Source organism: Microbacterium sp. Soil_C_42, assembly GCF_057656735.1.
This window is the reverse complement of sequence record NZ_JBDGJU010000003.1, coordinates 48,273-69,046: the sequence shown is the minus strand read 5'-3', so window position 1 is coordinate 69,046 and position 20,774 is coordinate 48,273. Positions and strand designations below refer to the sequence as shown.

The 20,774-nt window shown below is 69.9% G+C and carries 18 protein-coding genes; 7 read left to right on the top strand and 11 right to left on the bottom strand.

The genetic code is table 11. The annotated features are described in order from the left end of the window. Positions 1-196 precede the first annotated feature (196 nt). Genes tkt through pgl form a run of 6 tightly spaced genes read left to right on the top strand, consistent with a single transcriptional unit; the run spans position 197 to position 8,411 of the window. Positions 197-2,317: a transketolase gene (tkt, locus tag AC3A46_RS03110; RefSeq protein ID WP_487663758.1), complete on the top strand. Its 2,121-nt coding sequence runs from the start codon at positions 197-199 to the stop codon at positions 2,315-2,317. Between the two features lie 18 nt (positions 2,318-2,335). Continuing rightward, on the top strand, positions 2,336-3,457 hold the full coding sequence (tal, locus tag AC3A46_RS03105; RefSeq protein ID WP_487663757.1) for a transaldolase: 1,122 nt from the start codon (positions 2,336-2,338) through the stop codon (positions 3,455-3,457). After that, positions 3,454-5,076 carry a glucose-6-phosphate isomerase gene (locus AC3A46_RS03100; RefSeq protein ID WP_487663756.1) on the top strand — a complete coding sequence of 541 codons (1,623 nt, stop codon included), beginning with the start codon at positions 3,454-3,456 and terminating at the stop codon, positions 5,074-5,076. The genes tal and AC3A46_RS03100 overlap by 4 nt, the downstream gene beginning before the upstream one ends. A gap of 15 nt (positions 5,077-5,091) precedes the next feature. After that, entirely contained in the window at positions 5,092-6,642 is a 1,551-nt protein-coding gene (zwf, locus tag AC3A46_RS03095) for a glucose-6-phosphate dehydrogenase (protein WP_487663755.1), read from the top strand. Beyond that, a complete protein-coding gene (locus AC3A46_RS03090; RefSeq protein ID WP_487663754.1) occupies positions 6,639-7,595 on the top strand; it encodes a glucose-6-phosphate dehydrogenase assembly protein OpcA in 957 nt (318 codons plus the stop codon). The genes zwf and AC3A46_RS03090 overlap by 4 nt, the downstream gene beginning before the upstream one ends. A gap of 36 nt (positions 7,596-7,631) precedes the next feature. Next, positions 7,632-8,411 (top strand): 6-phosphogluconolactonase, encoded by a 780-nt coding sequence (pgl, locus tag AC3A46_RS03085; RefSeq protein ID WP_487663753.1) that lies wholly within the window; start codon positions 7,632-7,634, stop codon positions 8,409-8,411. A gap of 63 nt (positions 8,412-8,474) precedes the next feature. On the opposite strand, the gene AC3A46_RS03080 is transcribed toward pgl, so the two are convergent. From AC3A46_RS03080 to AC3A46_RS03030, 11 genes are all read right to left on the bottom strand, one after another. Beyond that, positions 8,475-8,831, bottom strand: coding sequence for an RNA polymerase-binding protein RbpA (locus AC3A46_RS03080; protein ID WP_056367156.1), 357 nt, complete (start codon positions 8,829-8,831; stop codon positions 8,475-8,477). Beyond that, positions 8,831-9,079: a preprotein translocase subunit SecG gene (secG, locus tag AC3A46_RS03075; RefSeq protein ID WP_045298839.1), complete on the bottom strand. Its 249-nt coding sequence runs from the start codon at positions 9,077-9,079 to the stop codon at positions 8,831-8,833. The genes AC3A46_RS03080 and secG overlap by 1 nt, the downstream gene beginning before the upstream one ends. Positions 9,080-9,185: 106 nt before the next feature. After that, positions 9,186-9,977, bottom strand: a complete 792-nt coding sequence (gene tpiA / locus AC3A46_RS03070; RefSeq protein ID WP_487663752.1) for a triose-phosphate isomerase — start codon at positions 9,975-9,977, stop codon at positions 9,186-9,188. After that, positions 9,968-11,182, bottom strand: coding sequence for a phosphoglycerate kinase (locus AC3A46_RS03065; RefSeq protein ID WP_487663751.1), 1,215 nt, complete (start codon positions 11,180-11,182; stop codon positions 9,968-9,970). The genes tpiA and AC3A46_RS03065 overlap by 10 nt, the downstream gene beginning before the upstream one ends. Before the next feature lie 8 nt (positions 11,183-11,190). Continuing rightward, entirely contained in the window at positions 11,191-12,201 is a 1,011-nt protein-coding gene (gap, locus tag AC3A46_RS03060) for a type I glyceraldehyde-3-phosphate dehydrogenase (RefSeq protein WP_056367153.1), read from the bottom strand. A gap of 103 nt (positions 12,202-12,304) precedes the next feature. Beyond that, positions 12,305-12,931: a superoxide dismutase gene (locus AC3A46_RS03055; protein ID WP_310290457.1), complete on the bottom strand. Its 627-nt coding sequence runs from the start codon at positions 12,929-12,931 to the stop codon at positions 12,305-12,307. A gap of 132 nt (positions 12,932-13,063) precedes the next feature. Next, on the bottom strand, positions 13,064-14,041 hold the full coding sequence (whiA, locus tag AC3A46_RS03050; protein ID WP_056367151.1) for a DNA-binding protein WhiA: 978 nt from the start codon (positions 14,039-14,041) through the stop codon (positions 13,064-13,066). 69 nt (positions 14,042-14,110) lie between these two features. Further along, the gene (gene rapZ, locus AC3A46_RS03045; protein ID WP_487663750.1) at positions 14,111-15,022 is read right to left on the bottom strand and encodes an RNase adapter RapZ; all 912 of its coding nucleotides are present in this window, start codon (positions 15,020-15,022) and stop codon (positions 14,111-14,113) included. Positions 15,023-15,053: 31 nt separating this feature from the next. Continuing rightward, positions 15,054-16,988 (bottom strand): excinuclease ABC subunit UvrC, encoded by a 1,935-nt coding sequence (gene uvrC / locus AC3A46_RS03040; RefSeq protein ID WP_487663749.1) that lies wholly within the window; start codon positions 16,986-16,988, stop codon positions 15,054-15,056. A 5-nt stretch (positions 16,989-16,993) separates the two neighbouring features. Further along, on the bottom strand, positions 16,994-19,945 hold the full coding sequence (gene uvrA / locus AC3A46_RS03035; protein ID WP_487663748.1) for an excinuclease ABC subunit UvrA: 2,952 nt from the start codon (positions 19,943-19,945) through the stop codon (positions 16,994-16,996). An 82-nt stretch (positions 19,946-20,027) separates the two neighbouring features. Next, entirely contained in the window at positions 20,028-20,471 is a 444-nt protein-coding gene (locus AC3A46_RS03030; RefSeq protein ID WP_487663747.1) for a MarR family winged helix-turn-helix transcriptional regulator, read from the bottom strand. A 43-nt stretch (positions 20,472-20,514) separates the two neighbouring features. On the opposite strand from AC3A46_RS03030, the gene AC3A46_RS03025 reads away from it, so the two are divergent. Then, positions 20,515-20,769: a hypothetical protein gene (locus AC3A46_RS03025; RefSeq protein ID WP_487663746.1), complete on the top strand. Its 255-nt coding sequence runs from the start codon at positions 20,515-20,517 to the stop codon at positions 20,767-20,769. The last annotated feature ends 5 nt before the right edge of the window (positions 20,770-20,774 follow it).

The window sequence follows — 20,774 nt, the reverse complement described above, 5'->3', positions numbered from 1 at the left end:
CGACACCGGGATGTCACCGACGGCGACCCGGGCTTCGCAAGACTCTGTCACATAGACGGCTTGCATGGCCTGGGCGGTATGCCCCTTCGCTATGCTGAGAAACACGCGCGCCCGTCGCCGATTCCCCCTTCTCCATCCGGACAAGGGCCGCGAGCCGGCCACATTCTTGGGCGCACCTCCAACGAAAGGCGGCCCGGTGTCGGAACTGGCTTGGGATGAGATCGATCGGCGCGCGGTGGACACCGCCCGCGTCCTGGCAGCGGACGCGGTGGAGAAGGTGGGCAACGGCCACCCGGGCACGGCGATGAGCCTGGCGCCGGCGGCGTACCTGCTGTACCAGCGCGTGCTGCGCCACGACCCCACGGACACCCACTGGGTCGGACGCGACCGGTTCATCCTGTCGGCCGGCCACTCGTCGCTCACCCAGTACGTGCAGCTGTACCTGGGCGGATTCGGGCTCGAGCTCGACGACCTCAAGGCGCTGCGCACGTGGGGCTCGCTCACCCCGGGTCACCCCGAGTACGGCCACACCAAGGGCGTCGAGATCACCACCGGCCCGCTGGGTCAGGGTCTCGCCTCGGCGGTGGGATTCGCGTACGCGGCCCGCTACGAGCGCGGCCTGTTCGACCCGGAGGCCCCCGCCGGTCAGTCGCCGTTCGACCACAACATCTACGTGATCGCCGGTGACGGCGACCTGCAGGAGGGCGTGACCAGCGAGGCGTCGTCGCTCGCGGGCCACCAGGAACTCGGCAACCTCATCGCGATCTACGACTCGAACCAGATCTCCATCGAGGACGACACCAACGTCGCCTTCACCGAAGACGTGGCGAAGCGCTACGAGTCGTACGGCTGGCACGTGCAGATCGTGGACTGGAAGAAGACCGGCGAGTACGTCGAGGACGTCGCCGAGCTGCACGGTGCGATCGAGGCCGCCCAGGGCGAGACCGCCAAGCCGTCGCTCATCATCCTCCGCACCATCATCGGCTGGCCCTCGCCCGGCAAGCAGAACACCGGAAAGATCCACGGCTCCGCGCTCGGCGGCGACGAGCTCGCCGCGACGAAGAAGGTCCTCGGCTTCGACCCCGAGCAGTCCTTCGTCGTCGCCGACGACGTCATCGCCCACACGCGGGCGCTGAAGGACCGCGCCGCCACCGAGCGCGCCGCCTGGCAGTCCTCGTTCGACGCGTGGGCCGCCGCCAACCCCGAGCGCAAGGCGCTGTTCGACCGCCTCGAGGCCGGCGACCTGCCCGAGGACGTGGCATCGGCTCTCCCCTCGTTCGAAGCCGGCAAGGACGTCTCCACGCGCGCCGCGTCGGGCACGGTCATCAACGCGCTGGCCGCGGTGCTGCCCGAGCTGTGGGGCGGCTCGGCGGATCTCGCCGAGTCGAACCTCACCACCATCAAGGACGCGAAGTCGTTCATCCCCGCCGAGTGGTCGACCCACGAGTGGTCGGGCGACCCGTACGGCCGGGTGCTGCACTTCGGCATCCGCGAGCACGCCATGGGCGCGATCGTCAACGGCATCAAGCTGCACGGCCCGACGCGTCCGTTCGGCGGCACGTTCCTCATCTTCAGCGACTACATGCGCCCGTCGGTGCGTCTGGCCGCGCTGATGGACATCCCGTCGATCTTCGTGTGGACGCACGACTCCGTCGCACTCGGCGAGGACGGCCCCACCCACCAGCCGGTCGAGCAGCTCGCGACGCTGCGCGCCATCCCGAACTTCACGGTGGTGCGCCCCGCCGACGCGAACGAGACCTCGGCCGCCTGGCTCGAGATCGTCCGCCGTCAGGGCGGGCCGTCGGGCATCGCGCTGACCCGCCAGAACATCCCGGTGTTCGCCCGGGGCACCGGCGAGGCATCGGGTGACGTGTTCGCGTCGACCGACGGCGTCGCCAAGGGCGCGTACATCCTCGCCGAGGCGCCGAACGGCACCCCCGACGTGATCCTCATCGCGACCGGCTCCGAGGTCCAGCTGGCGGTCTCCGCCCGCGAAACCCTCGCCGCCGAGGGCATCAACGCCCGCGTCGTGTCGGCGCCGTCGCTCGAGTGGTTCGACGAGCAGGACGCCGCCTACCGCGAGAAGGTCCTGCCCGCCGCCGTCAGGGCGCGCGTGTCGGTCGAGGCCGGCTCCGCGCTCACCTGGCGCGGCATCGTCGGCGACGCCGGCCGCTCCGTCGCGATCGACCACTTCGGCGCGTCGGCCGACTACAAGACCCTGTTCCAGAAGTTCGGCATCACCGCCGACGCCGTCGTCGAGGCCGCCCGCGAGTCCCTCGCGGCCACGGCAGCACTCGAACTCGCAACGGCGAAGTAAGCACGAGGAGAAGGCAGAATGAGCACCCCCACTGAGAAGCTGGTCGCCGAAGGCGTGAGCATCTGGCTCGACGACCTGTCGCGCGAGCGCATCACGTCGGGCAACCTGACCGAACTCATCTCGACGCGCAACGTGTCGGGCGTCACGACGAACCCGACGATCTTCCAGGGCGCCATCGGCGGCGGCGGACACTCGTACGCCGGCCAGATCGCCGAGCTCGCCAAGGCGGGCGCGACGGTCGACGACGCGATCTTCGCGGCCACGACCGACGACGTGCGCGACGCGGCCGACATCTTCCGGCCCGTCTACGACGCCACGAACGGCGTGGACGGCCGCGTGTCGATCGAGGTCTCCCCCGACCTCGCCCACGACACCGACGCGACGATCGCGCAGGCGAAGGAACTGTGGGCAACGGTCGACCGGCCCAACGTGCACATCAAGATCCCCGCGACGAAGGCCGGCCTGCCCGCCATCACCGCGGTGCTCGCCGAGGGCATCTCGGTCAACGTGACGCTGATCTTCAGCCTCGAGCGCTACGCCGAGGTCATCGAGGCCTTCCTCGCGGGCCTCGAGCAGGCGCAGGCGAACGGTCACGACGTCTCGCAGATCCACTCCGTCGCGTCGTTCTTCGTCTCGCGCGTGGACACCGAGGTCGACAAGCGCCTCGCCGCGATCGGCACCGACGAGGCCGCGGGGCTCAAGTCCCTCGCCGGCGTCGCGAACGCGCGCCTCGCGTACGAGCTGTACGAGAAGGAGTTCGCCACCGACCGCGCGAAGGCGCTGACGGATGCCGGGGCCCACGCACAGCGTCCGCTGTGGGCCTCGACCGGCGTCAAGGACCCGAACCTCCCCGACACGCTGTACGTCACCGAGCTCGTCGCCCCCGGCACCGTCAACACGATGCCGGAGAAGACCCTCGAAGCGACCTTCGACCACGGCCAGGTCGCCGGTGACACCGTGACCGGCACCTACGAGGCCGCGCACCAGGTGTTCGCCGATCTCGCCGCCGTCGGCGTCGACTTCGCCGACGTCACGCAGGTGCTCGAGGACGAAGGCGTCAGCAAGTTCATCGCCTCCTGGCACGATCTGCAGGGCACCGTGAAGACGGCCCTCGAGGACGCACTCCAGGCCACCCGATGAGCTTCGACATCCACCTGTCGGGGCACGTCAAGTCGGTCGTCGATCAGACGCTCCCCGGGCTCGTCGCGAGCCTGGTCGCGTCGGGGATCACCGGCGGCGACTCGTCGCTGTGGGGTCCCGAGGCGGAGGACGAGGCCTCCCGTCGACTGGGGTGGACCGAGGCCGTCAGCGTCTCGCGTCCGCTCGTCCCCGAGATCCTGGCGCTGCGCGAGCGTCTGCACGCGCGCAACGTGACCCGCATCGTGCTCGCGGGCATGGGCGGCTCGTCGCTCGCGCCCGAGGTCATCGCACAGACCTCGGGGGCACCGCTGGTCATCCTCGACTCGACCGCGCCCGGCCAGGTGCTCGCCGCGATCGACGGCGACGCAGAGGCCGGCGACCTCACGCGAACCGCTCTCGTGGTGTCGTCGAAGTCGGGCTCGACCGTCGAGACGGACTCCGCCAAGCGGGCGTTCGAGGCTGCCTTCCGCGACCTCGGCATCGACCCGGCCGAGCGGATCATCGTCGTGACCGACCCGGGCTCGCCGCTGGACCAGGAGGCCCGCGCCGACGGGTACACGGTGTTCAACGCCGACCCGACCGTCGGGGGCCGCTACTCGGCGCTCACGGCGTTCGGGCTCGTGCCGTCCGGTCTCGCGGGCGCCGACATCTCGGAGCTCCTCGACGAGGCCGAGGCGTCGCTGCTCGAGGTCTCCATCGACAGCCCCGACAACCCGGCGCTCGTGCTCGCCGCGGCGATCGCCGGCGGCGAGCCCCGCAAGGACAAGCTCGGCCTCATCACCGACGGCACCCACATCGCCGGGCTCCCGGACTGGATCGAGCAGCTCGTCGCCGAGTCGACGGGCAAGGAGGGCACCGGCATCCTGCCGGTCGTCCTGCTGCCGGTCTCCCCCGAGGTCGACGCGAAGCCCGCCGATCTGCAGATCGTGCGCTTCGTCGACGAGGCCAAGAAGTTCCACCTGTTCGAGCATCACGAGGGCGAGATCCTGGTGAGCGGCTCGCTCGGCGCGCAGTTCGTGGTGTGGGAGTACGCGACGGCGATCGCGGGACGGATGCTGGGCATCAATCCTTTCGACCAGCCCGACGTCGAATCCGCCAAGGTCGCGGCGCGTGGTCTGCTCGACGCGCGTCCTGAGCCCACGGCTCCGGCGTTCGCCGTGGAGGGCGTCGAGGTGCGCGTCTCGGACCCCGAGCTCGCAGCATCCGGAACCGTCGCCGGTGTGCTCGACGCGCTCTGGGCACGCCTTCCCGAGGACGGCTACGTCGCGATCCAGGCGTACGTCAACCGCCTCGAGCTCGGCCAGCTCTCGGGCCTGCGCGAGCTCGTCGCCGCGGATTCCGCGCGTCCGACGACGTTCGGCTGGGGCCCCCGGTTCCTGCACTCCACGGGCCAGTACCACAAGGGCGGCCCGGCCAACGGGGTGTTCGTCCAGATCCTCGAGCGCACCGATGTCGACCTCGAGATCCCCGGCCGGCCGTTCACTTTCGGCCAGCTGATCCAGGCGCAGGCCGCGGGCGACGCGGCCGTGCTCGCCGAAGGCCACGGCCGTCCCGTCGTGACCCTGACCCTCACCGACCCCCAGATCGAAGTGCTCTCGCTCTTCGAAGCGGCACAGTAGGAGTTCGATCCCCACATGACCGTCGAGATCTCGCGCGGGCACAACCCGCTGCGCGACCCCGAAGACCGTCGCCTCAACCGCATCGCCGGCCCGAGCGCGCTCGTCATCTTCGGCGTCACGGGAGACCTCTCCCGCAAGAAGCTCATGCCCGCCGTCTACGACCTCGCCAACCGCGGGCTGCTGCCTCCCGGCTTCGCGCTCGTCGGCTTCGCGCGGCGAGACTGGGAGGACCAGGACTTCGCCAAGGTCGTCTACGACGCCGTGCGCCAGCACGCGCGGACGGAATTCCGCGACGAGACGTGGCAGCAGCTGCTCCAGGGCATCCGCTTCGTGTCGGGCGAGTTCGACGACCCGGACGCCTTCCGCCGGCTGAAGGACACCGTCGACAAGCTCGACACCGAGCGCGGGACGATGGGCAACCACGCGTACTACCTGTCGATCCCGCCGAAGGCGTTCCCCCTCGTGGCGGAGCAGCTGAAGGCGTCGGGGCTCGTCGACGACACCGCCGATCAGCCCGACCGCTGGCGCCGCGTCGTCATCGAGAAGCCGTTCGGCCACGACCAGGAGTCGGCGCGCGCTCTCAACGACGTGCTCCGCTCGGCGTTCCCGACGGACTCGATCTTCCGCATCGACCACTACCTCGGCAAGGAGACGGTCCAGAACATCCTGGCCCTGCGCTTCGCGAACGAGCTGTACGAGCCGATCTGGAACCGCAACTACGTCGACCACGTGCAGATCACGATGGCGGAGGACATCGGGGTCGGCGGCCGCGCCGGGTACTACGACGGCGTCGGCGCCGCACGCGACGTCATCCAGAATCACCTGCTGCAGCTGATGGCGCTCACCGCGATGGAGGAGCCCATCTCGTTCGACGCGAAGGACCTGCGCGCCGAGAAGGAGAAGGTCCTCGCGGCCGTCACACTCCCGGCCGACCTCGCGCGCTCGACCGCGCGTGGTCAGTATGCCGGCGGATGGCAGGGCGGCGAGAAGGTGCTCGGCTTCCTCGAGGAAGACGGGATGAACCCGAAGTCCACGACCGAGACGTACGCCGCCGTCACGCTCGAGGTGAACACGCGCCGCTGGGCCGGCGTGCCGTTCTACCTGCGCACCGGCAAGCGCCTCGGCCGCCGCGTCACCGAGATCGCCGTGGTGTTCAAGCGCGCGCCCGAGCTGCTGTTCTCGCGCAGCCAGACCTCGGGTCAGGGCCAGAACGCCCTCGTGATCCGCGTGCAGCCCGACGAGGGCGTCACGATCCGCTTCGGCTCGAAGGTGCCCGGTGCCGGCGCGCAGGTCCGCGACGTCACGATGGACTTCGGCTACGGCCACGCGTTCACCGAGGCCAGCCCCGAGGCCTATGAGCGCCTGATCCTCGACGTGCTGCTCGGAGACCCGCCGCTGTTCCCGCGGCACGAAGAGGTCGAGCTGTCGTGGAAGATCCTCGACCCGATCGAGAAGTTCTGGGACGCCCAGGGCGGACCTCTCGAACAGTACTCGCCCGGGTCGTGGGGCCCGGAATCCGCGGACGAGATGCTCTCCCGCGATGGCCGCACCTGGAGGCGCCCGTGATCGTCGACCTTCCCGACACCACCGTCAGCAAGATCTCCCGCGCACTGGTCAACGTGCGCGAGGAAGGCGGGGCGGTCGCGCTCGGCCGTGTGTTGACGCTCGTCATCCTGACGCGTGAAGGCGCCGTCGAAGAGGTCATCGAGGCCGCGAACGACGCGTCCCGCGAGCACCCGATGCGCGTCATCGTGCTCATGATCCCGGACTCCGGCGACGGCGAGTCCCGCCTCGACGCGCAGATCCGCGTCGGCGGTGACGCCGGCGCGAGCGAGGTCGTCACGCTCCGCGCGTTCGGAGACGCCGGCCGCTCCAACCTCGAGAGCCTGGTCACCGGTCTTCTGCTCCCCGACGCCCCCGTGGTGGTGTGGTGGCCCAACCGGACCCCCGACCACATCTCGAAGACGTCGATCGGCCGCATCGCGCAGCGCCGAATCACGGATGCCGCGACCAAGTCCGACCCGTCGGCCTGGGTCGCCGACCTCGGCGAGCAGTACGCGCCGGGCGACACCGACCTCGCGTGGACGCGTCTGACGCGCTGGCGCGAGCAGCTGGCGGCGATCCTCGACCAGCCGCCGTACGAGCCCGTCGTGGGCGTGCGCGTGCGCGGGGCGTCCGATTCGCCCTCCACCGCGCTCCTGGCGGCGTGGCTGCGCCTCACCCTCGATGTGCCGGTCGACTGGGCCTACCTCGACGCGGACGAGTGGCCGCACGGCATCAAGTCCGTCGCTCTCGTGCGCCCGAGCGGCGAGGTGCTCCTCGAGCGCCCGACGCCCGGTGTGGCGATCCTCACGCAGCCGGGTCAGCCGACGCACGACCTCGCGTTCCCCCGCCGGACGCTCCGCGAATGCCTCGCGGAGGAGCTTCGTCGACTCGACCCGGACGTCCTGTATGGTCGAGTCATCACCGAGGGTTGGGAGCTGCTCGACCCCCCGGCGACGAAGGGGACGCAGGCCTGATGAGCGGTGCGCGGGTGACGAACGGGATGCAGACGGATGCCTGAGGGCTGGGCAGAGAAACGCGTCATCATCAGCTCCGATCCCGCCGCACTGGCCGAATCGGTCGCGCCCCGCTTCCTGAGCCGGGTCATCAAGCGGATCGACGAGGGCAAGCTCGCGCACATCTCGCTCACCGGCGGATCGATGGGCTCGGCCGTGCTCGCCGCCGCCGCGCGCAATCCGCGCGCGGCGCGCATCGACTGGTCGCGCGTGCACTTCTGGTGGAGCGACGAGCGCTTCGTTCCGCTCGGCCACGCCGAGCGCAACGATCGCCAGGCGCGTGAGGCGTTCCTCGACGCTCTCGAGATCCCCGAGGAGAACATCCACGCGACCCTCGGGAGCGACGACGGCGCCGACCTCGACGCCGCCGCCGCGGCATATGCCGAGGAGCTCGCGCGCTTCCCGGGTGCCGAAGGCGCCTGGCCGTCGTTCGACGTGTGCTTCCTCGGCGTCGGGCCCGACGGGCACATCGCCTCGCTCTTCCCGGACCGCTCCGAGATCCAGATCACGGATCGCGCGGTGGTCGCGGTGCGCGACTCCCCCAAGCCGCCGCCGGAGCGCATCACCATGACGCGCCCGGTCATCAACAGCTCGAAGCGCGTGTGGCTCGTGCTGGCCGGCGCCGACAAGGCGGCGGCGCTCGGCCTCGCCCTCGCGGGCGCCAGCTACGCCAGCGTGCCGGCCGCCGGCGCGAAGGGTCGCAAGCGCACGACGTTCTTCGTCGACCAGGCCGCCGCCGCCCAGGTGCCGCCGGATCTCATCGACCGGGAGTATTGACCCCGGACATACGAGAAGAGCGGATGCCTCGGCATCCGCTCTTCTCATATGTCTGCGTGCGACTCAGTCCTGACCGCGGCGCTCGCGCAGCTGCTTCAGCGCGTCGTCGAGGAGGGTCTCGGCCTCTTCCTCGGTGCGGCGCTCCTTCACGTACGCGAGGTGCGTCTTGTACGGCTCGGTCTTGGCGACGGCCGGAGGGTTCTCCTTGTCGCGACCGGCCGGCAGGCCGGAGTGCGGCGAGTCGATCGTGTCGGGGATCTCCTCCTCGGGGATGCCCGCCGCGAAGTAGCGCACGGTCTCGTTGCCGAGGGCGTCCCAGTAGGAGACGGCCACGCGCTCGGCGTGGAAGCCGTGGTCCTGCTCGCCCATCGGTCCGGCGCCGACGCGGGTGCCGCGGATCGCGTTGCCTCCGGTGGCCATCAGAGGGCCTGGAACTTCGTGATCAGGCCGAGGGCGACGATCGAGGCGAACCACACGAGCGCGAGGACCACCGTGAACCGGTTGAGGTTGCGCTCTGCGAGTCCCGAGGAGCCGAGCGCCGACGTCATGCCGCCGCCGAACATGTCGGACAGGCCGCCGCCGCGCCCCTTGTGGAGCAGGATGAGGAGAGTCAGCAGGAGACTCGTGATGCCGAGAAGCACCTGCAGGACGAACTCGAGGATCTGCACAGTCGTTGAAGCCTTTCGCTGCGATCGTTCGCCGATCGCACAAGGGTCAAGTATACGTGTAGGCCGGCGGGCGGTGAGGAATCCTCACCGCCCGCCGGTCGCGGGGTCAGACCCCGACGTGCTTCTGGTAGCGGATGATCGCGGCGAACTCGTCGACGACGAGGCTCGCACCGCCGACCAGCGCGCCGTCCACGTCGGGTTCGCGCATGAAGCTCGCGATGTTCGCGGACTTCACCGACCCGCCGTAGAGCACGCGCGTGCGCGCTGCCGCGTCCGCGCCGAGCTTCTCGCCGATGACCTCGCGGAGCTTCGCGCACACGTCCTGCGCCTGTTCCGGCGTGGCGGCCTGGCCCGATCCGATCGCCCAGACGGGCTCGTAGGCGACGACGATGTCGGCGTCGGCCTTCAGCCCTTCGAGTGCGACCGACAGCTGGCTGACCGGCACGGCGCTCGCGCCGAACTTCTCCAGGTCCTCGCTGGTCTCGCCGACGCAGATCACGGGCACGAGGCCGTGCTTGAGCGCAGCCTTGACCTTCGAGCCCACGACCTCGTCGGTCTCGTCGTGATACTGCCGACGCTCGGAGTGGCCGATGATGACGTACTTCGCGTCGAGCTTCGCCAGGAACGCACCCGAGATCTCGCCGGTGAACGCGCCCGAGTCGTGCGCCGACAGGTCCTGCGCGCCGAGGGCGAACGGGATCTTGTCGGCGTCGAGCAGCGTCTGCACGGTGCGCAGGTCGGTGAAGGGCGGGAACACCGCGACCTCGACCGATCCGTCCTCGTGCTTGGCGTCCTTCAGGGTCCAATGCAGCTTCTGCACGAACGCGACCGCCTGAAGGTGGTCGAGGTTCATCTTCCAGTTTCCCGCGATGAGCGGGGTGCGGCCTGCTACTGCCATCCGAGGACCTCCAGTCCGGGGAGCTTCTTTCCCTCGAGGAACTCGAGGCTGGCGCCGCCGCCGGTCGAGATGTGACCGAAGGCGTCGTCGGCGAATCCGAGCTGGCGGACGGCCGCGGCGGAGTCGCCGCCGCCGACGACCGACAGGCCGTCGACCTCGGTGAGAGCCTGCGCGACCGCCTGGGTACCCGCCGCGAACGGCGCGAGCTCGAACACGCCCATCGGGCCGTTCCAGAACACCGTCTTCGAGTCGCGCACGAGCGCCGCGAACCGCCCGGCGGTGTCGGGACCGATGTCGAGTCCGAGGCCCGCTGCCCCGAACGCCGTGTCTTCGATGCCGTCGGCGGGCGTCACCACGTGCTCCGCGTCGGCGCCGAACTTCGAGGCGACGACGACGTCGGTCGGGAGCACGAGCTCGACGCCCGACTCCTCGGCACGCCGCATGTACTCGCGCACGGTGTCGAGCTGGTCGGCCTCGAGCAGGCTCGAGCCGACCTTGTGGCCCTGCGCCGCGAGGAAGGTGAACAGCATGCCGCCGCCGACGAGCAGACGGTCGACGCGCGGCAGCAGGTGGTCGATGACGCCCAGCTTGTCGCTGACCTTCGAGCCGCCGAGAACGACGGTGTACGGCCGCTCGGGGTTCTCGGTCAGGCGGTCGAGGACGTCGACCTCCTTCTCGATGAGGAAGCCGGCCGCCGACGGGAGCAGTTCGGCGAGGTCGTACACCGACGCCTGCTTGCGGTGCACGACGCCGAACCCGTCGGAGACGAGGACGTCGCCGAGCGTGGCGAGCTCCTCCGCGAACGCGCGACGGGTCGCGTCGTCCTTGGCGGTCTCACCCGGGTTGAAGCGGAGGTTCTCGATGATCGCGACGTCGCCGTCCTCGAGGGCGGCGACCGCCTCGCGGGCCGACTCCCCCACCGTGTCGCGCGCGAACGCGACAGGCTTTCCGAGGAGCTCCGAGAGGCGCTGGGCGACCGGCTCGAGGCTGTACTTCGAGTCGGGAGCGCCGTCCGGGCGGCCGAGGTGCGAGCAGACGATGACGCGGGCGCCCTGGTTGATCAGGGAGTTCAGCGTGGGGAGCGTGGCCCGCACACGGCCATCGTCCGTGATGACCGCGTCCTTGAGGGGGACGTTGAGGTCAGCACGGACGATGACGCGCTTGCCGGCCAGCGAACCCAGCGAATCGAGGGTGCGCAGAGCCATGGCGGTGGTTACAGGCTCTCGGCGACGTACTCGGTGAGGTCGACGAGGCGGTTGGAGTAGCCCCACTCGTTGTCGTACCAGGCCGAGACCTTGACCAGGTTGCCGCTGACGTTCGTGAGCTCCGCATCGAAGATCGACGAGTGCGGGTTGCCCTGGATGTCGCTCGAGACGATCGGGTCCTCGGTGTACTGCAGGTACCCGGCGAGGCGGCCGTCGGCGGCCGCAGCCTTGTAGGCGGCGTTGACCTGCTCGACCGTGAGGCCCTCGGTCGGCGTGACGATGGTGAGGTCGACGATCGAGCCGGTGGGAACCGGGACACGGTACGACGAGCCGCTCAGCTTGCCGTTGAGCTCGGGCAGCACGTGGCCGATCGCCTTGGCGGCACCGGTCGAGGCGGGGACGATGTTGATCGCCGCGCCGCGCGCACGACGCAGGTCGCTGTGCGGTCCGTCCTGCAGGTTCTGGTCGGCGGTGTAGGCGTGCGCCGTCATCATGAAGCCGCGCTCGATGCCGAAGGCGTCGTTGAAGACCTTCGCGAGGGGTGCGAGGCAGTTCGTGGTGCACGAGGCGTTCGAGATGATGACATGGTTCGCGGGGTCGTAGTCGCCCTCGTTCACGCCCATCACGACGGTGACGTCGTCACCTGTCGCGGGAGCGGAGATGAGGACCTTCTTCGCGCCACCCTCGACGTGCTTCTTGGCGTCAGCCGCCTTCGTGAAACGGCCCGTGGACTCGATGACGATGTCGACGCCCAGCTCGCCCCAGGGCAGGTTCGCGGGGTCGCGCTCTTCGAAGACCTTGATCTTCTTGTCGCCGACGGTGATCGAGTCCGCGTCGTACGAGACCTCGGCGTCGAGCACGCCGCCCACCGAGTCGTACTTGAGCAGGTGCGCCAGCGTCTTGTTGTCGGTGAGGTCGTTCACCGCCACGATGTCGAGGTCCGCGCCCTGCGCGAGAGCCGCGCGAAGGTAGTTGCGTCCGATTCGGCCGAAGCCGTTGATGCCGATCTTGACAGTCACGGAGTTTCTCCTGAGATGTGTCGTGCGCGAGTGCGCGGTTGTTGCGATGCGAACGAGGACAACGGCGTCCCGGCGGGCTGCCCCGCCGGGACGGCCGCGCTAACTAGGACAGTACCAGCAGGCCGGAGGTCTTCTGGCGGGCGGCGTCGAGGCGCTGGGCGACGTTCTGCCAGTTCGCGATGTTCCAGACGGCCTTGACGTAGTCGGCCTTCACGTTGAGGTAGTCGAGGTAGAAGGCGTGCTCCCACATGTCGAGCTGGAAGATCGGGATCGTGCCCTGCGCGGTGTTGCCCTGCTGGTCGAACAGCTGCTGGATGATGAGCTGCTCGCCGATCGGGTCCCAGCTGAGGACGGCCCAGCCGGAACCCTGGATCCCGTTGGCCACGGCGGTGAAATGCGCCTGGAACTTGTCGAAGCCGCCGAAGAACTCGTCGATGGCCGCACGCAGCTCGCCCTCGGGCTCGCCGCCGCCCTCGGGCGAGAGGTTGGTCCAGAAGATCGAGTGGTTGACGTGACCGCCGAGGTGGAACGCGAGGTCCTTCTCGAGCTTGTTCACGTTCGCGAGGTTGCCGGACTCGCGTGCCTCGGCCAGCTGCTCCAGCGCGGTGTTCGCGCCGGTCACATACGCCTGGTGGTGCTTGCTGTGGTGCAGCTCCATGATCTTGCCGCTGATGTGCGGCTCGAGTGCGGCGTAGTCGTAAGGGAGGTCGGGCAAGGTGTACTTCGCCATGTTCTCTTCTTCCTGTCGGCGCGCGCCGAAATCCCCGGCGCAGCGAGGGTGACGGATTTCATCCTACTGAGCGGCAACACCCGCGAGGCGGGGTTGCTTCCGTCTGTGACGTGTGGAAGACGGCAGACGCTGTCAGTCCTCGATGCCGGCGGGAACGGCCGATTCGGTGCCCGGAAGCCCTTCGGCCTCGGCCTTCTTGTCGGCCATCGCGAGGAGGCGGCGGATGCGGCCTGCGACGGCGTCCTTCGTGAGCGGCGGGTCGGCGTGGTGGCCGAGCTCGTCGAGGCTCGCGTCGCGGTGCGCCAGACGCAGGTCGCCCGCCTGACGGAGATGGTCGGGCACCTCGTCGCCGAGGATCTCGAGTGCGCGCTCGACCCGCGCGCAGGCGGCGACGGCGGCCTGCGCCGAGCGGCGCAGGTTGGCGTCGTCGAAGTTCACGAGCCGGTTGACGCCCGCGCGCACCTCGCGGCGCTGGCGCATCTGGTCCCACTCGCCGGCGGCGCGCACGGCGCCCATCGCGGCGAGGGCGGCGCGGATCGCCTCGCCCTCGCGCACGACGACGCGCGGGATGCCGCGCACCTCGCGCGCCTTGCCGGCGATGCCGAGCCGGTGGGCGGCGCCGACGAGCGCCATCGCGGCCTCGGACGAGGGGCAGGTGATCTCCAGCGCAGCCGAGCGGCCGGGGTCGCTGAGCGTTCCGGCGGCGAGGAACGCGCCGCGCCAGATGGCGGCGAGGTCGCCGCGCGACCCGGTGGTGAGCTTGTTGGGCAGGCCGCGGACCGGGCGGCGGCGCTGGTCGAGCAGGCCGGTCTGACGGGCGAGCGTCTCGCCGCCCTCGATCACGCGGACGGCGTAGTGGCTGCCCGTGCGCGCACCCGATCCCTGCACGTGAACGAGCTCGGGGCGCACGCCGTAGAGCTCCATGAGGTCGCGGGCGGTGCGGCGAGCGAGGATGTCGGAGTCCAGCTCGGCCTCGACCGCGACGCGGTTGGCGATCGAGTGCAGGCCTCCCGAGAATCGCAGCAGCGACGTGAGCTCCGCCACCCGTGCCGTAGGGCGCGGGTCTCGCACGGTGATCAGCTCGGCCTTCACGTCAGCGGTCAGCGACACGGGTCTCCTTCATGGGTCTTGCGGGAACGACCGTCAAGCCTACCCGGCCGCTCCGGCCGGGCGGGCTCGTCACTCGCGTCCGAGATCGCGATGCGTCACGCGGACGGCGACGCCGGGAACGCTGGCGAGGCGCTGCGCGAGTTCGCGCACCATCACGACCGAGCGGTGCTTCCCGCCGGTGCAGCCGATCGCGACGACCGAATGGCTCTTGTTCTCGCGCTGGTACCCCTCGAGCACGGGACGCAGCGCGGCGCTGTACGCGTCGAGGAACTCCTCCGCGCCCTCCTGGCCGAGGACGTACTCGCGGACCTCCTCGTCCTCCCCCGTGAACGGGCGGAGCCGCTCGTCCCAGAACGGATTCGGGAGGAACCGCATGTCGGCCACGATGTCGGCGTCCGGTGGCAGTCCGTACTTGAAGCCGAAGCTCTGGAGCGTCAGCGTGTGCCGTGCCGCGCCCTCCTCGCTGAAGAGGTCGGCGACCTTGGTGGCCAGCTGGTGGATGTTGTACGACGACGTGTCGATGATGACGTCGGCGCTCTCCCGGACGGCCGCGAGGCGCGCACGCTCGCGACGGATGCCGTCGAGGATCGTGCCGTCCTCCTGCAGCGGATGCGGGCGTCGCACCGCCTCGAAGCGCCGCACGAGCACCTCGTTCGAGGCATCCAGGAACAGCACGCGGATCTGGCGGCGCTCGCGGAGCGCGCGCATCGCGTCGGGAAGGTCCGAGAAGAGGTCCCGGCCGCGTACGTCGACCACGACCGCGACCCGGGGCAGCACTCCCCCGGCGAGCTCGGTGAGATCGAGCAGCGGCTTGAGCATCTGCGGGGGGAGGTTGTCGACGACGTACCAGTCGAGATCCTCCAGAGCGTTCGCCGCCGTCGACCGCCCGGCGCCCGACATCCCCGTGACGATCAGCACTTCTCCGACGTCCTGACGCGCCGCCTCGCCCATGACCACCCCCGTCCCGACAAGCCTAGTCATACCGGACGGCCACTCGTCGGCGTGACGGGCCCTATGACGCGTCGGAAAGCGCGGCGGCCGGCTGGGCGAGGTGGGTGTGGATGGCCGACGCGAGCTTCGGACCGACGCCCGGAAGCTCGGCGATCTCCTCCGGCGTCGCCTTCTTCAGCGCCGACACCGACCCGAAGTGGCGCAGCAGCGCCTTGATGCGCGCCTCTCCGAGGCCCGGCACCTCCGCGAGCACACTCTGGATGTCGCGGCGGCGACGCCTGCGCTGATGCGTGATCGCGAAGCGGTGGGCCTCGTCGCGCAGCCGCTGCAGCAGGTACAGCGCCTCCGATGTGCGGGGCAGGATGACGGGGTACTCCTCCCCCGGCAGCCACACCTCCTCGAGGCGCTTGGCGATGCCGCACAGCGCGATCTCCTCATGGCCGGCATCGCGGAGCGCCCGCGCCGCCGCCTCGACCTGTGGCTTGCCGCCGTCGACCACCAGCAGCTGCGGCCGGTAGGCGAAGCGCGGCCGGCGCCGCTCGGTCACGACCTCGCCGTCCGCGGTCGGGTCGGGCGCAGCCTCCGGCTCGTTCTCCTCCGGGCGATCGAGGTACGCGAGCCGGCGTGTGAGCACCTGGTAGAGCGAGTCGGTGTCGTCGGTGGTCTCGGCGACGCCGAACGAGCGGTACTGGTCCTTGCGGGGCAGGCCGTCTTCGAAGACGACCATCGACGCCACGACGTTCGTGCCGCTCAGGTGCGACACATCGAAGCATTCGATGCGCAGCGGCGCCTCGACGAGGTCGAGGGCCTCCTGCAGGTCGGTGAGCGCCTGGCTGCGGGCGACGTAGTCGCTGGTGCGGCGGGTCTTGTGGAGCATCAGCGCCTGCTGGGCGTTGAGCGTGGCGGTGCGCATGAGGTCGGCCTTGCGGCCGCGCTGGGCGATCTGGATCGTCACGGCCTTGCCACGGCGCCCGCGCAGCCACTCCTCGAGGTCGGCGGCGTCGTCGGGCATCGCCGGCACGAGCACCTGCTTCGGGATGTCGGCGCCTGCGGCGTTGCCGTACGTGCGCTGCAGCACCTGGTCGACGAGTTCGCCGCCGGTGATGTCGAGCTCCTTCTCGATCGTCGTCGCGCGCACACCACGCACGCGGCCGCCGCGGATCACGAAGTGCTGCACCGTGGCGGCCAGCTCGTCCTCGGCGATGCCGAAGAGGTCGGCGTCGGTGTCTTCGGCGAGCACGAGCGCGCTGCGGTTCAGCACGGCGTCGATCGACTGCAGCCTGTCGCGATAGACGGCGGCCGCCTCGTAGTCCATCGCGGCGGACGCCTCGCGCATGCGCGCGGTGAGCTCACGGGTGAAGCGCTGATCGCCCCCCGACATGAACGCGATGAAGTCGTCGACGATCGCCCGGTGCTCCTCGATGGTGACCTTCATCGAGCACGGCCCGCCGCAGCGGCCGATCTGCCCGGGGAAGCACGGCCTCCCGGTGGCCATCGCCTTCTTGTACGACGAATCGCTGCAGGTGCGGATCGGGAACACCCTGATCATCAGGTCGATCGTGTCGTGCACGGCCCACACCTTCGGGTACGGGCCGAAGTACTTGGCCCCCGGGATGCGGCGGTTGCGTGTCACGATCACGCGCGGCGCCTCGTCGGCGAGCGTGATCGCCATGAACGGGTACGACTTGTCGTCCTTGTAGCGGACGTTGAACGGCGGATCGAACTCCTTGATCCACTGGTACTCGAGCTGCAGCGAGTCGACGTCGGTCGCGACGACGGTCCATTCGACGGACGCCGCGGTCGTCACCATCCGCCGCGTGCGCTCGTGGAGCGTGTGCAGCGGCGCGAAGTAGTTCGACAGCCGGGCGCGCAGGTTCTTCGCCTTGCCGACGTACAGCACACGTCCGTCGCGGTCGCGGAAGCGGTAGACCCCGGGATTCGTCGGGATCTCGCCCGGCTTCGGCTTGTACGGGACGGTGGGAGCGGAGCGCGCCATGCGGCTCAGCCGGCCTTGCGGGCCTCGACGAGCTCGGTGACCGCGTGCGTCGGGGCGCGAAGCCCCAGCACCTCGGCGAGGAACGCGCCGGTGTGGCTGCCCTCGGCACGCGCGACCTGCTCGGGCGTGCCCGTCGCGATGACCTGCCCGCCGCCCGAGCCGCCCTCGGGACCGAGGTCGATCACCCAGTCGGAGGACTTGATGACGTCGAGGTTGTGCTCGATGACGATGACGGTGTTGCCCTTGTCGACGAGGCCGTTGAGCACCTCGAGGAGCTTGCGCACGTCTTCGAAGTGCAGACCCGTCGTGGGCTCGTCGAGCACGTAGATCGACCGGCCGTTCGTACGCCGCTGCAGCTCGGTGGCGAGCTTCACGCGCTGCGCCTCGCCGCCCGACAGCGTCGTCGCGGACTGGCCGAGCCGTACGTAGCCGAGACCCACGTCGACCAGCGTCTTCAGGTAGCGGTGGATCGCCTGGATCGGCTCGAAGAACTCCGCCGCCTCGGCGATCGGCATCTCGAGCACCTCGGCGATGTTCTTGCCCTTGTAGTGCACTGCCAGGGTGTCGCGGTTGTACCGCTTGCCGTGGCAGACCTCGCAGTCGACGTACACGTCGGGCAGGAAGTTCATCTCGATCTTGATCGTGCCGTCGCCCGAGCATGCCTCGCAGCGGCCGCCCTTGACGTTGAAGCTGAACCGGCCCGGCTGGTAGCCGCGCACCTTGGCCTCGGGGGTCTCGCTGAACAGCGTGCGGATCCGGTCGAACACCCCGGTGTAGGTCGCCGGGTTCGACCGCGGCGTGCGGCCGATCGGCGCCTGGTCGACGTGCACGACCTTGTCGAGGTTGTCGAGCCCCGTCACGCGCGTGTGCTTGCCGGCGACCCGGCGGGCGCCGTTGAGACGCGTCGCGAGGACCTGGTACAGGATGCCGTTGACCAGCGAGGACTTGCCCGAGCCGCTGACCCCGGTGACCGCGGTGAGCACGCCGAGCGGGAAGTCGACCGTGACGTTCTTGAGGTTGTTCTCGCGCGCGCCGACCACCGTCACCTGACGCTTCTTGTCGATCTTGCGGCGCTTCTTCGGAGTGGGGATGGAGCGGCGGCCCGACAGGTAGTCGCCGGTGATCGAGTCGGGATCGGCGAGGAGCTCGCCGATCGGGCCGGAGTGCACGACCTCACCGCCGTTGACGCCCGCGCCGGGGCCGATGTCGACCACCCAGTCGGCGGCGTGGATCGTCTCCTCGTCGTGCTCGACGACGATGAGCGTGTTGCCGAGGTCGCGCAGCGCCACGAGCGTCTCGATGAGGCGGCGGTTGTCGCGCTGGTGCAGGCCGATCGACGGTTCGTCGAGCACGTACAGCACGCCGGTGAGGCCCGAGCCGATCTGGGTCGCGAGCCGGATGCGCTGCGCCTCGCCGCCCGAGAGCGTCGCCGCGGCGCGGCTCAGGCTCAGGTAGTCGAGGCCGACGCGGATGAGGAAGTCCAGCCGGAGGCGGATCTCGCGCAGCACCTGCGCGGCGATCGTCGCCTCGCGCTCGGTGAGCGTCAGCTGGGCGAAGTACTCGCGCGCCTCGCCGAGGCTCAGGCGCGAGGCATCCGCGATGGAATGCCCGTGCACCTGCACGGCCAGCACCTCGGGCTTGAGCCGGGCGCCGTCGCACACCGGGCACGGCACCTCGCGCAGGTACTCCGACCAGCGCTGGCGCTGCGTGTCGGACTCTGCCTGCGTGTACTGCCGCTCGATGTAGGGCACGACGCCCTCGAAGCCCGACGAGTACCGCATCTCGCGGCCGTAGCGGTTCTTCCACTTGACCGTGACCTTGTAGTTCTCACCGCGCAGCACCGCCTCGCGCACCTCGGACGGGAGGCGCTTCCACGGCGTGTCGAGCGAGAAGGCGAGGTCGGCCGCGAGTCCTTCGAGCAGGCGCTCGTAGTACTGGAAGAGCCCCTTGCCCTGCGTCGTCCACGGGATGAGGACGCCCTCGCGGATCGACAGATCCTCGTCGCCGAGCATGAGCTCGACGTCGACGGACATGCGCGTCCCGAGGCCGGAGCACGCGGGGCACGCGCCGAACGGCGCGTTGAACGAGAACGTGCGCGGCTCGATCTCGGTGAGCTGCAGCGGGTGGCCGTTCGGGCATGCGAGCTTCTCGGAGAAGGACTGCCACGCGGCATCCCCCTCTTCATCGACGAAGTTGACCTGCACGACGCCGCCCGCGAGCGAGAGCGCGGTCTCGACCGAGTCGGTGACGCGGTCCAGGATGCCGGGAGCCGCGACGAGACGGTCGACCACGACGGCGATGTCGTGCTTGTAGCTCTTCTTGAGCGCCGGCGGCTCGGCGAGCTGGATGAGCTCGCCGTCGACGATGGCCCGGGCATACCCCTTCGCGCCGAGCTCCTTGAAGAGGTCGACGAACTCGCCCTTCTTCTGGGTGACGACGGGGGCGACGATCTGGTAGCGCGTGCGCTCGGGCAGCTCCACGAGCTGGTCGGCGATCTGCTGCACCGTCTGGCGTTGAATGACAGCGCCGCACTCGGGACAGTGGGGCACGCCGATGCGCGCCCACAGCAGACGCATGTAGTCGTGGATCTCGGTGATCGTGCCGACCGTCGAGCGCGGGTTGCGGTTCGTGGACTTCTGGTCGATCGACACGGCGGGACTCAGGCCCTCGATGAAGTCGACGTCGGGGCGATCGACCTGCCCCAGGAACTGCCGCGCGTACGCGCTCAGCGACTCGACATAGCGGCGCTGGCCCTCGGCGAAGATCGTGTCGAACGCCAGGCTGGACTTGCCCGACCCCGAGAGGCCGGTGAAGACGACGAGCGAATCGCGCGGGATGTCGAGGTCGACATCCTTGAGGTTGTGCACGCGGGCACCGCGGACGCTGAGCTTTCCGCTGGTGCCGCCGACGGAGTTTCCGGGCAGGTTTGCGGGCAGGGCGACAGGGACGATGGGCACCCGACAAGTCTAGGTGGGGCCTCCGACACGAGGGCTGGGAGCCGTTCGCCGTGGGCGAAGACGCGCTACCGAGCCGCCCGGATCAGCGGGCGCCGGCGAAGGGCTGCAGCGCGTCTCGGAGCGCCAGGAGCGCCGCGGCATCCGTCCCCACGCTCGCCATCACCTTGCCGGGAACCTCCAGCGCCTGCCCGCGCAGACGCCGGCCGGCCTCCGTCAGGCGGACATCGAGCACCCGCTCATCGTCGTCGCGACGCGACCGGGTGACGAGGTCCTGCGCCTCGAGGCGCTTCACCAGGGGCGAGAGCGTCGCCGGCTCCAGGGCGAGCTCGGCGGCGAGCTCGCGCAGCGAGCGGGGCGATCGCTCCCACAGCGCGAGCATCACGAGGTACTGCGGATGGGTCAGGCCGAGCGGCTCGAGGATCGGCCGGTAGAGCCCGACGACGTTGCGCGCCGCGGTCACCAGCGCGAAGCACACTTGGTTGTCGAGCTTGAGCAGGTCGTCGGGGCTGAGTTCGACATCTGTCACGGCCTGATCCTATCGCTCACTAATCGTTAGTACACTAAGCAACATGCCAGACATGGATGCCCCGACCCCCGACCGTCGCCCGCTCCGCGAGCGCGTGCGCGAAGCCGGAGGCTGGTACGCGTTCCTCAACGCGAACCTCATCCGCGTCGCCGGTCCGGCCGCCGTCGGCCCCTACGAGACGACTCCCCCGCCGAGCCAAGCGGAACGTGCAGAGCGCGCGTGCCCGCTCTGCGGCGCGCCGATCACGCAGCACACGTTCGACCGCTCGGGACCCAAGCCCCTCATGCACTGCCCGTAGCAACG

Coding starts and splice junctions, on each gene's coding strand:
- tal (WP_487663757.1), top strand. CDS start 2,336: ATGAGCACCCCCACTGAGAAGCTGGTCGCCGAAGGCGTGAGCATCTGG.
- AC3A46_RS03100 (WP_487663756.1), top strand. CDS start 3,454: ATGAGCTTCGACATCCACCTGTCGGGGCACGTCAAGTCGGTCGTCGAT.
- zwf (WP_487663755.1), top strand. CDS start 5,092: ATGACCGTCGAGATCTCGCGCGGGCACAACCCGCTGCGCGACCCCGAA.
- pgl (WP_487663753.1), top strand. CDS start 7,632: ATGCCTGAGGGCTGGGCAGAGAAACGCGTCATCATCAGCTCCGATCCC.
- AC3A46_RS03080 (WP_056367156.1), bottom strand. CDS start 8,831: ATGGCCACCGGAGGCAACGCGATCCGCGGCACCCGCGTCGGCGCCGGA.
- tpiA (WP_487663752.1), bottom strand. CDS start 9,977: ATGGCAGTAGCAGGCCGCACCCCGCTCATCGCGGGAAACTGGAAGATG.
- AC3A46_RS03065 (WP_487663751.1), bottom strand. CDS start 11,182: ATGGCTCTGCGCACCCTCGATTCGCTGGGTTCGCTGGCCGGCAAGCGC.
- AC3A46_RS03055 (WP_310290457.1), bottom strand. CDS start 12,931: ATGGCGAAGTACACCTTGCCCGACCTCCCTTACGACTACGCCGCACTC.
- rapZ (WP_487663750.1), bottom strand. CDS start 15,022: ATGACTAGGCTTGTCGGGACGGGGGTGGTCATGGGCGAGGCGGCGCGT.
- uvrC (WP_487663749.1), bottom strand. CDS start 16,988: ATGGCGCGCTCCGCTCCCACCGTCCCGTACAAGCCGAAGCCGGGCGAG.
- AC3A46_RS03025 (WP_487663746.1), top strand. CDS start 20,515: ATGCCAGACATGGATGCCCCGACCCCCGACCGTCGCCCGCTCCGCGAG.